Source organism: Companilactobacillus musae, from assembly GCF_003967595.1.
Classification (GTDB): domain Bacteria; phylum Bacillota; class Bacilli; order Lactobacillales; family Lactobacillaceae; genus Companilactobacillus; species Companilactobacillus musae.
Genome location: NZ_BIFW01000003.1, coordinates 80,612 through 95,565 on the forward strand (window position 1 = coordinate 80,612; position 14,954 = coordinate 95,565).

The 14,954-nt window shown below is 33.8% G+C and carries 13 protein-coding genes and 1 pseudogene; 6 read left to right on the forward strand and 8 right to left on the reverse strand.

What is annotated here, in order from left to right; all coding sequences use genetic code 11:
* Positions 1–17: 17 nt before the first annotated feature.
* Complete coding sequence (locus LAB100_RS06040; protein WP_119325440.1) at positions 18–452, reverse strand: MaoC family dehydratase; 435 nt, start codon at positions 450–452, stop codon at positions 18–20.
* Between the two features lie 338 nt (positions 453–790).
* Here LAB100_RS06040 and LAB100_RS06045 point away from each other — a divergent pair, with 338 nt between their 5' ends.
* From LAB100_RS06045 to LAB100_RS06055, 3 genes are all read left to right on the forward strand, one after another.
* Entirely contained in the window at positions 791–1,711 is a 921-nt protein-coding gene (locus tag LAB100_RS06045) for an aldo/keto reductase (RefSeq protein WP_119325439.1), read from the forward strand.
* A 187-nt stretch (positions 1,712–1,898) separates the two neighbouring features.
* Positions 1,899–2,540, forward strand: a complete 642-nt coding sequence (locus LAB100_RS06050; RefSeq protein ID WP_119325438.1) for an FMN-dependent NADH-azoreductase — start codon at positions 1,899–1,901, stop codon at positions 2,538–2,540.
* A gap of 59 nt (positions 2,541–2,599) precedes the next feature.
* A complete protein-coding gene (locus LAB100_RS06055) occupies positions 2,600–3,460 on the forward strand; it encodes an NFACT RNA binding domain-containing protein (protein ID WP_119325437.1) in 861 nt (286 codons plus the stop codon).
* A 3-nt stretch (positions 3,461–3,463) separates the two neighbouring features.
* Here the strand turns inward: LAB100_RS06055 and LAB100_RS06060 are convergent, their stop codons facing one another.
* From LAB100_RS06060 to LAB100_RS06090, 7 genes and pseudogenes are all read right to left on the reverse strand, one after another.
* Positions 3,464–4,054: a helix-turn-helix domain-containing protein gene (locus tag LAB100_RS06060; protein ID WP_119325436.1), complete on the reverse strand. Its 591-nt coding sequence runs from the start codon at positions 4,052–4,054 to the stop codon at positions 3,464–3,466.
* Positions 4,055–4,185: 131 nt separating this feature from the next.
* A complete protein-coding gene (locus LAB100_RS06065) occupies positions 4,186–6,015 on the reverse strand; it encodes a glucose PTS transporter subunit IIA (RefSeq protein ID WP_119325435.1) in 1,830 nt (609 codons plus the stop codon).
* Positions 6,016–6,020: 5 nt separating this feature from the next.
* Complete coding sequence (locus tag LAB100_RS06070) at positions 6,021–7,454, reverse strand: glycoside hydrolase family 1 protein (RefSeq protein WP_119325434.1); 1,434 nt, start codon at positions 7,452–7,454, stop codon at positions 6,021–6,023.
* Positions 7,455–7,575: 121 nt separating this feature from the next.
* Positions 7,576–8,322 carry a MurR/RpiR family transcriptional regulator gene (locus LAB100_RS06075; protein ID WP_119325433.1) on the reverse strand — a complete coding sequence of 249 codons (747 nt, stop codon included), beginning with the start codon at positions 8,320–8,322 and terminating at the stop codon, positions 7,576–7,578.
* 114 nt (positions 8,323–8,436) lie between these two features.
* Positions 8,437–9,965: pseudogene (locus LAB100_RS06080) on the reverse strand (glycoside hydrolase family 13 protein).
* 93 nt (positions 9,966–10,058) lie between these two features.
* Complete coding sequence (locus LAB100_RS06085) at positions 10,059–10,808, reverse strand: YibE/F family protein (protein WP_119325432.1); 750 nt, start codon at positions 10,806–10,808, stop codon at positions 10,059–10,061.
* A complete protein-coding gene (locus tag LAB100_RS06090) occupies positions 10,808–11,884 on the reverse strand; it encodes a YibE/F family protein (protein ID WP_119325431.1) in 1,077 nt (358 codons plus the stop codon). The genes LAB100_RS06085 and LAB100_RS06090 overlap by 1 nt, the downstream gene beginning before the upstream one ends.
* A gap of 380 nt (positions 11,885–12,264) precedes the next feature.
* Between LAB100_RS06090 and trpX the strand changes: the two genes are divergently transcribed.
* Genes trpX through LAB100_RS06105 form a run of 3 tightly spaced genes read left to right on the forward strand, consistent with a single transcriptional unit; the run spans position 12,265 to position 14,905 of the window.
* On the forward strand, positions 12,265–13,272 hold the full coding sequence (trpX, locus tag LAB100_RS06095) for a tryptophan ABC transporter substrate-binding protein (protein ID WP_119325430.1): 1,008 nt from the start codon (positions 12,265–12,267) through the stop codon (positions 13,270–13,272).
* Positions 13,269–14,159 (forward strand): ABC transporter permease, encoded by an 891-nt coding sequence (locus LAB100_RS06100; RefSeq protein WP_119325429.1) that lies wholly within the window; start codon positions 13,269–13,271, stop codon positions 14,157–14,159. The genes trpX and LAB100_RS06100 overlap by 4 nt, the downstream gene beginning before the upstream one ends.
* The gene (locus LAB100_RS06105; RefSeq protein ID WP_119325428.1) at positions 14,156–14,905 is read left to right on the forward strand and encodes an ABC transporter ATP-binding protein; all 750 of its coding nucleotides are present in this window, start codon (positions 14,156–14,158) and stop codon (positions 14,903–14,905) included. Before LAB100_RS06100 ends, LAB100_RS06105 begins: the two co-directional genes overlap by 4 nt.
* Positions 14,906–14,954: the final 49 nt, after the last annotated feature.

Sequence of the window (14,954 nt, forward strand, 5' to 3'; positions counted from 1 at the left end):
ATTTAATTATTATATTTTCATTTTCTGGCTGGCATTATTTGAGCTGTTCCTTCAGTTACAATGACCCCATCTTGGTTAGTTACAATTGTTGATAATGTTGCAATTTGGAAATGAGCTTTTTGATCAATTTTTTCAACTTTTACGGTCACAACTAAGACATCACCAAAGTAAACAGGTTTATCAAATTTAAGAGTTTGGTTTAAATATATGGCTCCAGGACCAGGCATTTTATTACCTATACATGCAGAAATCATTCCTGCTGACAACATTCCGTGAGCAATTCTTTTGTGAAATTGTGTCTTTTTAGCAAATTCTTCATCGACGTGCATTGGATTATAATCACCTGTTACTTTGGCAAATGTATCTACATCTTCTTCGGTAACTCTTTTAGATAGCGTTCCTGTCATACCTACTTCCAATTCACCTTCATAAATTATCTTGTAATCTTCCATCAATGCGACCTCCCATGATATGTGCTTTTCTTCACATTCTTCATAGATCATCGTATATTGAAATCGCTTACATTAAAAATATCTATTCTTTATAGCACGTATAACCAAATGAAATATCTATATCCTAGCAAATAAAATTCTCCTAAAATTTGAAAGTATAATTTAGCTTTCCTTCGTTATACTCAAATTAATATAAATAATTAGACTACTTTATAAACATTGTAAAATGTTGGCAAATTTTCAAAAACCGCTTTTTTGAAAGCGCAATCTTTATCGTTGACTTCCCCTACATAACCTTTAATAATTGAAATGATATTAAAAATATTGGAGGTACTTTTATGAAACAACGTTATATTGGCGAAACTAACTGGCAAGCTTCAGCTGTGGCACTTGGTATTATGCGAATGAACAGTTTAACTCCTCAGCAAGCTGCAAAAGCACTTGATACGGCTTATGACAGCGGCATTAATTATATTGATTCTGCTGACATCTATGGTGGCGGCGATTCCGAAAAAGTCTTTGGTCAAGCACTTAAACAAAGTAATATTAATCGTGATGATATTTACATTCAATCCAAAGGCGGTATTATTTCTGGACAAAGATACGATTTTTCTAAACAGCATTTGATTGATGCCGTTGATGGTTCTCTAGAACGTATGGGTATCGACTATTTGGATTCCTTCTTACTTCATCGTCCTGATCCATTAATGGAACCAGAAGAAGTGGCTGAAGCCTTTGACGAACTCCAAAGAACTGGCAAAGTTCGTCATTTTGGAGTTTCTAATTTTAATCCTGAACAATTTCTATTAGTTCAAGAAGCTGTCGATCAAAGATTAATTATTAATCAATTACAATTCAGCATTATGCATACTGGCATGATCGACTTTGGCATGCACACTAATATGACCGATACCCGTTCCATTAATCATGATGGTGGAATTCTCGAATTTTCAAGACGTATGGGCGTTACTATTCAAGCTTGGTCGCCATTCCAATATGGTATGTTTGCAGGAACTTTCATTAATAACGACAAGTTCCCCGAATTGAATCAAAAATTACAAGAACTAGCTGACAAATATGATGTAAGTAAAAATGCTATTGCCTCAGCTTGGATTTTAAGACATCCAGCTAATATTCAAGTTATCATCGGAACTATGAACCCAGAGCACATCGCGGATAGTGCTAAAGGCGGAGATGTTAATTTGACGAAACAAGAATGGTACGATGTTTACTTCGCCGCAGGCAATGATTTGCCATAAAAGAATAGAACATTACCAATCCCTGTATGATGATCAATCAAAAATGGTCAACATATGGGGATTTTTTATACGAGAGAAACTGGGCCCCATTCCACATTTGCTACATACTTAACGACAAAAGTAGTTATATATCGAACTCTCTTTGAGAGTATAATGTTAGATATATTGTGAAAAAGAGGAATTTCTTATGCCAAAAGTACTCGTGATTTATGCTCACCCTGAAACTGCCAAGGGTTCTTCAACACATGAACTATACAAGCATTTTATAAATTCATATATTGAAAAAAATCCTGATGATGAAATCATCGTTCATAATGTTTCTGAGTATATGCCGTTTCCATTAAACAAAATTGCCGTTTCAATTTACAACAAAAATTTAGCCAAAACTGCTTTGAATGCCGACGAAGCACGTTTTAATGATTCTCGTCAACAATGGATTGATGAATTTGTTAATGCTGACAAATACGTCTTTGTCAATCCAATGTATAATCTCTTCCTTCCTGCTGAAATGAAGAGCTATATTGACATGATCATGCAAGCTCATGATACTTTCCACTACGATAAAGATGGAAATTCAGTTGGCGACTTACACCACAAAAAGGTTATTCATTTACAAACTAGTGGTGGAAATTACCACGATTCTAATAGCAATCCTGATTCTAAAATTCAAGATCTGGCTGATCAGTATCTCTGCATGATGCTTCATCTAATGGGAGTTGATGATTATACTAGTGTCTTTGCTGAAGGCATGGATCATGATCCATTGCATGCAATTGAAATTTTAGATAACGCCTATAATAATGCTGAAAAAGCTGGTAAAGAGTTCTAGTAAGTCAACTTACTAGAGCTTTTTTATAATCCGTTATAACGATAAAAAAGAGGTAAAACATGACATTTTCATCTAATAATATTTCTGTTTCGACAATTCTTGAAGCTATCGACTGGCAAATCGAACATACAGAAAAACAAATTTCATCTTTAAATAAGGCAGTTAATAGACTAAATACTCTCGATGATTTAAAAGTAAAAGGCACTCTTCTCAAGACTTATGCCAATAAAATTGATATCAAAAAAGGTTATGTTATTTTACCAGACTACCGCCCAGAAAAATCTGACATAACCATTTACTTAGATATTAAAAAATCAGCCATGGAAAATGCTGAAACTTATTTCCATCAGTACCACCGCGACAAAAGAGGTCTAGAAACAATTCAAAAACATTTAGAAACGGCGCAAAATAATCTCAAAAAACAATTAAATAGAAAAGATACATTTGATTCTGAAGATCCTGATCAAGTTCAAACAATTAAAAATGAGTTAATTGCTGAAGACGCCTTAAAAACTAAAGTTCTTCATTCTTCAAAAGCTCCTGAACCAGCCCACCCTAGACGCTTTTATACAACCGATCATGTCTTAGTTGAAGTTGGTAAAAACAGTGTTCAAAACGATCATCTTACTTTGACTGCTAAAAAAGACTACTACTGGATGCACGTCAGTGAACTTGCTGGTTCTCACGTGGTTATTCACAGTACTGATCCTAGTCAACAAACATTAATAGAGGCTGCAAAATTAACTGCTTATTACAGCAAAGGACGTGGCTTGAATCAAGTTCCTGTAGATGTTTTAAAAGTAGGTCAACTATTCAAGCCTAAAGGTGCAAAACCCGGATTAGTACTTTTCACTGGTAAATCAAAAACTATAACGGTAAAACCTGATGAAAAGTTAGCCCAAAATCTGATGGCTGATTAATAATTATTTTTTCTTTCTATTAATTAGTAAAACGATAATGCATCCAAATGCTATGCCACCAAAAATACCTGATACTCCTAACTGTCCTAAATATCCTAAAATGATTGATATAACGATCGATATTGCTACAATTGTGACATAAATTGGAATCCTCTTTTGATAATTAGTTGGTTTGGCACTGACTTTTTTCATAAATACACTCAATAGTATTAGTGCAATAGCATTTAAAATCCCCATTACAAAGACTAATCTAATTACCCATGAATTGAATTTGATAATTCCCAAAAGATCGGTGCAAATAAGAGCAATAAACATTACATCAATAATGGTCAAAACTATAGTTACCGGCTTAATACTTTTCAATACTTCCTGTTTCTTTAAATATTCAGTCATACCTGTATCCTCCTTTAGAAGAGTATCTAATGAAACTTGATAATAATTACTTAACTGAATCAAACTTTCAATATCAGGATAGCTGTTCTCGGTTTCCCAACTAGAAATTGTTTGCCTTGAAACATTTAAATCATCAGCTACTTTTTGTTGCGTCATTTGTTTTTTCTGTCGCTCCTGTTTTAGACGATTACCAAATTTCATTTTTCTCACTTCTTTCTAAAATCGATACTAAATTAGTATACTTGAAAAACCTAGCAAAGATTCTAAGCACATAAAATAACCTATGACTAAAAGCTTTAGTCATAGGTTATTCATCGTTATAACGGTCGTAATTAGTTTGCCGACACTACTTGTCCAATAGTACTACCGACCTGATTACTTCCAAGAGCTTGATTCTTCAATTCTTTATCTGGTTCAGTTAGCACAACTATAACAGTTGGATCTTTCTTTTCCTTTTTTATCATATCGATATTCATATCCGCTATTAAATCACCTTTAGAAACATGACTACCTTCTTTTACCTTTATATCAAATGGTAACCCATTCAATTCAACTGTATCAATTCCCATATGAATCAAAACTTCATTTCCTGAATCAGACTTTAACCCAATAGCATGTTTAGTATTGGCTACCATTGAAACTGTACCCGTAACAGGACTATAGATCCCCCTATTATTAGGTATAATCGCAAATCCATCTCCGACTAATCCCTTAGAAAAAACGTCATCATTCACATCTGATAATGAAATCACTTTACCTCCAACTGGTTGATAAAGATTGAAATCACTATCTGAATTATCAATGGAAGCATTAACCTTTTTACTAATAAAGAATGTTAACACAAAGGAAATTACAACTGACATTATCAATGTTAATACAGCCATATAAAAATTAGAATCTACTTTACCATTATTCGCATGAATAAATGTAGGTAAGGCCGCAATTCCTGGTGATACAATTGCATATTGTTTTAATGAAATAAATCCAGCAAAAGCCCCACTAACACCGGCAGCCAACATCGTACTTAGTAAAGCTATTTTATTTTTAATTAAAACACCAAATATCGCAGGTTCAGTAATTCCCATCACACCGGTAATTCCGGCTGACAAAGCTAACTGTTTCTTCTTACTTTCTTTGGTAGTCATTGAAACGGCTAGTGCTGATGCTCCAACGGCAACATTTGCTGCTAGCATGCCAGGTAAAACAAAGGCATCATATCCAATGCTAGCTACTGACGCTATACATAATGGGAATAATGCTTGATTCGTTCCTGTCATTACCAACAGTGGTGTCAACGCACCCATTAGTCCAACTGAAACCCAACCTAATTTCAAATTAATGAAGCTTAAAGCATTGGCAATAATGGTTCCAATTTGGAATCCTAATGGTCCTAACCAAAGTAATGTTACAGGCACAACAATCAGCATAGTGATTAATGGTTTAGTAAAAAATTTAATACTCTTTGGAGTTATTTTATCCATACCAATATCTATTAATTTCATGAATAAAACACCTAATAGAATAGGTATTACACTAGTATTATATTGAATCTGAGGGACTGATAATCCCAAAAATTCGAGTCCTTTAGCACTATCAATTGTCTTATAAACTAGCGTAGCACCTAAAAATGCTCCCATCATTGGATTCATATTCAATTTCTTTGCTGCACTATATCCTAAATACAATGGTAAGAAATAATATCCAGCTTCATAAATACCATCGAGAATAGTATAAGTCCCACTTTTAGTACTTAATCCAAAAAAACTAACGCCAATATTCAAAACGGCAGAAACAAGTCCAGCGGCAACTAAAACTCCTAAAATTGGTACAAAAGTCCCACTAATGAAATCAATTACAACTTGTCCAAGATGTTTCCAAGTAAATTCAGTTCTTGATTTTTTTTGACCTGAAACATCACCAATTAATTTAGAAAATTCATTATATACATTACCAACATCAGTCCCAATAACAATCTGATATTCATCTTCACGTAATACTGTTCCAGCGACGCCTTCTACCTTAGAAATGGTATTGTCATCAATATTATTTTTATCTTTATATTGAATTCTCAACCTAGTGGCACAGTGATTAACATTAATAACATTATCTTTTCCACCAATACCACTTAAAATTCCAACTGCTATATCATGGTATTTACTCATTGGTTTTACCCCCAATTTTTACCATTTGATTTAACTAAATCTGCATACCAATAATATGAATCCTTCGGAATACGTTTAAAATCGAGCTTTTCATCATCTGTCGTATTGATATAAACAAATCCATATCTCTTTGACATTCCGTTACCTGTACTTAAAAGATCTAAGAAGGACCAAGGATTATATCCAAATACTTTACATCCATCTTGAATAGCTAATCCTACTTGATAAATTTGATCCCTCATAAACTTAATTCTCTCAGGATCATGCACCTTTCCATCTTCAGAAACTTCTTCATGCTCTCCGAAACCATTTTCACAAATGACCATTGGTAATTGATAATGATCCCAGACGTAGCGCAACATATATCTCATTGCAACTGGATCGATTTCCCAATCCCAATCAGTAGTTTTAACATATGGATTTTTAACTAATTGATACATTCCAGGAACTTTAGGGAATTTAAGATTTCCCTTTTTACCTGATTTATTTAGTTCATAAGCTTGTGCTTCATCATCAGGAGCACAATATTTAGCAGTATTAGAGCGGTAACAATTCAACCCAAAGAAATCTATATTTGCCTGACCGATTAATTCCATATCACCGGGTCTGATATCGGGGTTAATATTATTTTCTTTCCAATAACTCTTTATAAATCCACTATATTCACGATGTGCATACAAATCATCCCAGACTTTTTCAGTCATTTCTTCAGCGTTCATAGCAGCAATTTGGTCTTTAGGATCACTTGAATATGGATAAATTGGAACATATCCAGGAACTGGTCCAATTTTGCCATCTGGAACTAATTCATGACAAGCAATAACTGCTTTAGCATGACAAAGATTCATAATATGATTTACTTTCCATTTATCTTCAAACCAAGTTTCGGGGTTTTTATCAATACCGAGCCAATCTCCATAACAGATCTGCATATTTTGTTCATTTATTGATAGCCAATATTTAACTCGATCACCAAATTCTTTAAATAAAGTGCGAGCATATTTATCAAATTCATCGATAATTCCACGGCCATACCAACCGTTATATTCTTTATCAATCCAAACAGGCATATCATAATGATAAATTGTTACAATCGGTGTGATTTTATTTTTGATTAATTCGTTTATTAAATTATTGTAGAATTCCAACCCTTTTTTATTAACTTTCCCATCTTTAGTTGGATAAATTCGCGACCATGCAATTGAAAACCTATACGATGACAACCCTGCATTAGCCATCAACTTAATATCTTCTTTATAATGATGATAATTATCTGAAGCATATGTATCATCAGCATATGGTTTCTTCGTACGAGTATTTAAATCCATTAATGATAAAGTTTTTCCGTCTTCTTCTACAGCTCCTTCAACTTGCCATGAAGAACTGGAACCTCCCCATAAAAAGTTATCTGGAAATTTAGGATCGTGATTATAAAACATATCTAGCACCTCGCCCTTCTCATTTACTTTACAAATAAATATTAGCAAAGCGCTTACATTGATGCGTTACAGTCTTTGTTACCAAAAAGGAATTAGGGAACATCTTATGCTCCCTAATTCCCTATTTATAATGATTCTGAATAATATCCAAGAAATAATGTAACCCGTATGCTCTATAAATATCTGGATTCTTTGAATGATCTAAGTGGCTCATATAATAAGTATTGGAATATGTTTTTTCAAAATCATGTATTCTATTAACTGTTATTAAATCTTTAGTACAATTTACTTTACTCATATATTTTTCAATTGATTCCGCAAACATTCCCGAAACCGATAAAACCATTACATAATCTTTTACCGCTATATCATTTAACATTTTTAAATTGTCAGTTATGATATATGACAATTTCCCTCTACTTGCCAATTGAATTTGAAAATCTCTAGCGTTAGACATCCCGGTTCTAGAAGTAAATATATACATTTTTTTGGAATCTTTTATCCTTTTACAAATAACATCTATTTCATGAGTGTTCATTCTATCATCTAATTCATTCACTATTCTTATTAGATCTCCTGTTAACAATTCACGATAATTTTTATCAGGAATAACCTCAACCTCTGAAAGATGATCCTTAACCATAGACTTCATATGAGCAAAGTTATCAAATCCCATACTTTTAGCAAATCTTCTGATACTAGCCCTAGAAACATTACATTCCTCTGCCACAGAATAAATATTTGCTTCAGGTATCTCTCTCAAATTTTTTATAAAATACTGAGCCAAAGTAAAATTAATACTTCCCACGTCATTTTTATCAAGCTTGTCATTTAATGAGTACAGAATATTATATAAAATATTATCCATAATTAGGACCCCTCTTCAAAATACTGTTTTATCTTTATCATAACTAAAAAAAAGAGATGCTGAAAAGTTATCAGCACCTCTTCTTTTTCATATTACTCCAATAATAGACAAACCTTAATTTAATAAATAAACCTTACTTTCATAAGCTCTAAATTCTGTGTCCTTATCATCACTATAATTACCAATTAACAACTTGCCTTTACTCTGGTTATAATCTCTCGACACTTCTTTATCAGTAAAGTTGCTTATCACTAACAATGTTTCTCCGTTATAACGACGCTTATAAGCAAACACCTCTTCGTCCTCTGGATCAAGAAGCTCATAATCACCATAGACAATCAAATCACTGTTATGACGTAGATCAATCAATTTTTTATAATAACTAAAAACAGAATTTTTGTCTTCAATCTGACTTCTAGCATTGATTTCTTTGTAATTGGGATTCAGATCAAACCATTGATAGATTCCAAATCTTCATATTGTGAAAGCTTCTGATAATGAACATTAGTCATACCGAGTTCTTCACCTTCATAAACATAAGGAGTTCCTTGCATCATCTGTAAAGTAGTTCCTAACATCTTGGCAGCCCTATCTCGATATTTAGGCTCATCTGTTGCAAATCTAGAAACTGCTCTTGGTTGGTCATGATTATTCCAATACAAGCTATTCCAGCCTTTTCCATTTAAATCGGTCTCCCATTTACTTAAAGATTGCTTTAATTCAGTCAATTTCACCGGTTCATCATTCCATTTACCTAAACGTCTATCCGAATTTCCAGCCAATCCAACATGATCAAATTGGAAGACCATATTTAATTCGTTTGAATCCAATCCTGTATATTTAATAGCATCTTTAGGTGTAGAGTCTGGCATCTCTCCCACTGTCATTACGTCATATTTCGACAAAACTTTACGATTCATTTCTTGCAAAAACTCATTCAACCTTGGTCCATCAGCTACAATTTTACCTACATCAGCATACTTTTCATCAGGTGCCTTGGTTCCATCTGGTAACCCTTCTGGCTTAGAAATTAAATTGATGACGTCCATTCTGAAGCCATCCACCCCTTTGTCTAACCAAAAGCGCATTATATTCCAAACTTCATCACGTACCTTAGGGTTTTCCCAATTCAAATCAGGCTGTCCTTCGGCAAATAAGTGTAAATAATATTGTCCGGTTGCTTTATCGAACTTCCATACTGATCCATTAAAATAAGAACCCCAATTATTTGGTTCATGACCATCTACTGGATCTCTCCAAACGTAATAATCCCGATATGGGTTGTCCTTAGATTTTCTACTCTCTTGGAACCACTTATTTTGATCAGATGTATGATTAACTACCAGATCCATCATAATTTTTAGTCCCAAAACATGCGCTTTTTGAAGCATTTCATTAAAATCATCCATTGTTCCATAAGCTGGCTGAATACTACGATAATCACTAATGTCATAACCATTATCTTTATCAGGAGACTTATAAATTGGATTAAGCCAAATTACGTCAGCACCTAGATCCTTAATATAAGGCAAGCGACTTGTTAAGCCTGGTAAATCACCGATACCATCGCCATTACTATCTTGATAACTTCTTGGATAAACTTGATAAACAACTGATTTCTTCCACCAATCACTTTTTGCCATAAAAAAAGCCTCCCTTAGAATTATTAATTCCATTTTAGAAGGTCTTTCAAAAGATAACAACGGTTACAAAGAATCTGTTACCGGTCACACTTCTTATTTTCTATTTTTTTGATTCGCTTTTCGATAAACCAGATACGAAGTGATTGGTACGGTCAGAATTACCCCAATAGTACAGATCAAAGTAGTTAAAACTTCCGCCGCCACTAATTTGTCATTAAGAATTTCAGTGAATTTATATCCCAATGAATGAATAACGAAAAACAAGGGAAAAGTTGATGCAAAGAAATTAAATAACAGAGTATTAGTTTGTGTGTTTAAAATCTTATTTCCAACTGAAAAACCATCATTAAAAATTTCATTTGGAGTTAAAGTCGGTTTGTTCTCTACGATTTCATTCAAACCGCTTGTAATAGCAACGCTAGTTTCAGAAATTACTCCTAAACTATTAATGACAATAATCGAAATAGCTAGTTGAGGATAAGAAATTCCCGCTGCTAAAGAAAATCCTTCCAGTTCATCTTGATTTTCAACCGCCATTCCTTGAGCACTAGCCCAATATTCTAGTGGAATAGTAATCAACAAAATAACTACCATAATTATTACTGATGTTTTAAAAGCTGTACTTGCGGTATTAGGATTATCAACGTTCATATAAATTGCAACCACTAAAATAACCATAGCGATTATCCCCGTAGTAACTAAGACATTGAATCCATCAGCAATTAATATCAACAAAGCAATAATTGAAATCACATTTATTCCTAAACCAAACAGTAACGTAAAACCACGACTACCAGTAACCAGTAACAATAAGACAACGAAGGTCAAAAATAAATACAACATTATTTCATCCTCCTTGTTATTACTTTACTAGCAATGAAACTAGTAATTGGAACGGTTAAAACTATTCCGATCGCACTGATCAATAATTGAGCGATTCCTAAACTCAAGGTCATATTCATTGTATATCCAATCGAATTCCCGTTACTCAAATACAATAGAACAACATTTAAATTCTCAGCGATAACAATAAATAACAAAATATTGATTAGTGGTCCGATTAATTCTCGACCGATATTAATACCAGATTTAAAAAGCGTTTTTTCCGCCACATCGGATAATTCTCGCTTCATTTCAATCAAAGAAGATGAGATATCCATAGTTTCGTCCAAAATTACTCCTAGCACACTGAAGATAACTTGCGATAAGAAAACACCTAAATAAGGTTGTAATTCAAAATCATTCAATTCCAAATGAATACTGCTAAACCCAGATATACTTAAGACAAACGTACTAAGTAATACCGCCACTGTTGTAGCAAGAACCGTACTAGAATAAGCCATTAAGGCCGGATAAGTTGGTCCTAAAATCACTAATAAAGCCGTTGCTGATATCAATAACGCCGTTATGACGGTCAACGGTAAAAGCACACTATTGTGTGTTCGAATTATTGTCTGTAGATATCCATAATAAATCACAATATTGATCAAAATACTAACAAATAATTTACGTCGATCAAATTTCATACAATAAAGCAGAAATACTACTAATCCTACCGTAAAAACTAAACTAGTATCTCGTTTAATATTCTTAGGCATATAAGTTTTGCCGGTTTTTGTTAGAATAACTTGTTGACCAGTCGCATATTTAGTATCCGTTAATTGTGATCGATAATATGTATTTTTAAAACTAATTTTTTTTCCTTTTTCATTGGTATTAAGTAACTTTCCCTCAACGTGTTGTGTTATCTGCGTATCGGTATTTTTATACTCATCAGTTGAGGTACTTTTATCCAAATTCCTAACCGTCTCAACTCTAACTACCGGATCGTGATACATAAAACTATCAAAATAGGTGAATCCAGTAAAAATAGCTACCATCAATCCAACAATTAAGAGTATTCGTATATTTTTTTTCATAAAAATTCCTCGCATTTCTACCAATGCTTACATTATATGTTTTTTCAGAAAATAATTAATAGTTTTCTTATCAAAAATTTACAGTTGACAATCTCTAACTATTGAAATATATTTGAGACATCAATTTGTTAGGAGAAAACATTATGAAATCAATTAACTCTCTAAACATCGTGAATATTCGTTGGCAAAGCCGATAACTCAGATTGATCCGATATGGATTCAATCTGAATAGGATTGAATCCGTGCCGGCTTATTAAACTATGATAATTTTAGAGCCCACATGGAAAATTTTTTAAAAATTTAGCCATGTGGGTATTTTATTTTTTAAGACAATCCCACACAATCTGGGGTTGTCTTTTTAATTTGGGGGAAATATAACGATGAAACATACGAGAAGACTTTACGCAACACTTGCTGCACTAGCGATGTTCTTAATTTTTGCATATTTTTATACGGGTCGTGCTGATAGCCAAAAGCAAAATGCTATTCCAAAAGTTGGGGTCTTACAATTAATGTCACATCCCGCTTTGGATCAAATTAATAAGGGAATCGACGACACTTTGAAAAAGAGTGGTTATATTGATGGTAAAAACGTCAAAATCGAATTTCAAAATGCTCAAGGGGATCAAAGTAATTTAAGAACTATCAGTAAACAATTTGTTCAAGATAACGTCGATGTGGCTGTTGGTATCGCCACTCCATCAGTTCAATCACTAAAGAACGCTACTTCTAAGATTCCTATCGTCATGGGGGCTGTTACCGATCCTGAAGGCGCTGGAATCATCAGTAATAACAATAAACCTGGTGCTAACATCACCGGAGTTTCCGATCAGGCTCCTTTGGAAGCTCAATTGAAACTTATGAAACAAGTAATTCCTAATCTAAAAACTATCGGTATTATTTATACGTCTAGTGATGCATCTGCTACTAGCCAAATGAAAAAGATGCAAGCTCTTGCCAAAAAACAAGGCTTAACTGTTAAAGTTTCAAGTATCAACTCCGTTAACGATATTCAACAAGTCGGAACTGCTTTAGCCGAAGGCGTTCAAACAATCTATGTTCCAACAGATAACACCGTTGCCTCTGGTATGAAGCTTCTATCATCAATCGCTGCTAAACAAAATATCGCTGTTTTCCCAGCCGCTACTACCATGGTTAAAGACGGTGGACTTGCCACAGTCGGTCTAAGTCAATATGAACTTGGTGAAGAAACAGGTAAACATGTTGTTAAGATTTTACAACACAAAGAAGATCCAGCCACTACACCCGTTACCTTCATGAAAAAAGGACATCTAATGCTCAACGAAAAAATGGCAAAGAAACTTAACATTCAATTCCCAGACTCACTTGTTAAGCAAGCTCAAAAGAAAGGACAAATCATCAAATGAATCTAATCGTATCTACTATAAGTCAAGGTTTCATCTGGTCCATTATGGCAATTGGATTATTCATCACATTCCGTATTCTAGATTTTCCTGATATGACAGTTGAAGGAAGTTTTCCATTAGGAGCTGTGACAGCAGTTAGTCTCATCCAAAGTGGTCACTCAACTCTTTATTCACTTTTGATTGCTTTTATTTTCGGTTGTTTAGCCGGTTTTGCAACAGCCTTTCTCTATGCCAAACTAAATGTTCCTATTCTATTAGCTGGTATTTTAACTATGACTGCTCTCTATTCAATTAATTTAAGAATTTTGGGTAAAGCTAATATGTCACTAACTAAATCTACTAATATTTTCAATCAATTTGGTTTGGACAAATTACCAACTAACTTTAACGGTATCATCCTAGGTATTGTCATCATCGCATTGATTATTTTCTTATTAATCATCTTTCTCAATACCGAAAAAGGTCAAGCTGTTATTGCCACTGGTGATAACGAAACTATGGCCGCATCAATTGGTATCAATACAACTGTTATGAAATTCATCGGTTTGATGGTTTCTAATGGTATTGTCGCCCTAACCGGTGGCCTAATTGCTCAACAAAATGGTTTTGCTGACGTTAACATGGGAATTGGAGTTATCGTTATCGGACTTTCAGCCATTATTATTGGTGAAGTAATTTACCCTGATGTTCCATTAAGTGTACGTCTAATTACCGTTGTTATTGGTAGTATCGTCTACCGTTTAATCTTAATGATCGTGCTACAACTAGGCTTCAACACCAACGATTTGAAATTGATTTCAGCCATTATTCTAGCTCTTTGCTTGGCATTGCCAACAATCAGAGCACAATTTTTAAAGACTATGAGAAACGGGGTTAAAACAAAATGAAACCATTACTAGAAATTAAAGACGCCGTTAAAACCATTTATAACGACGATGACAACTTGAATATTCTCAATAACATTAATCTAACAATTAACCCTAAAGATTTCTTAGTTGTTTTAGGAACTAACGGTGCTGGTAAATCAACACTTCTCGATGCTATCACTGGAACTAATCGTTTAACATCAGGTCAGATCCTTTTGAACGGCGATGACATAACTAGTGAAAACCTAGCTAAAAGAAGTCGTCATATCAGCCGAGTTTATCAGGATCCTAAATCTGGTACTGCACCCAGAATGACGGTCGCTGAAAATTTGCTTTTGGCAAAACGCCGTGGCCTTCCCAGACGTTTAAGATTACGTAAATTAAAAGAAAATATGCCTGAATTCAAAGAATTGATTTCTAATCTTCCTACCTTAGATAATCGTTTGAACACCTTTACTGAAAAGCTTTCTGGTGGTCAAAGACAGACTTTAAGTTTCTTGATGGCAATTATCCAAAAGCCTGAGTTATTGTTGTTAGACGAACATACAGCTGCTCTTGATCCTCAAACAAGCAAGGATTTAATGGAATTAACTAATCGTATCATTTTGGAAAAAGAATTAACTTGCATGATGATCACTCATGATCTATCCGATGCTATGAAATACGGCAATCGTTTGATTGTTTTGAAAAAAGGTGAAATCATTCTTGATTTGAATCAAGAAGAAAAGAATAAGTTAACTGAAACTGACTTATTGAAGTATTTCTAAGGAAAACAAAAATGCCAGTCCTGTATAAGGATTGGCATTTTTTTGTGTA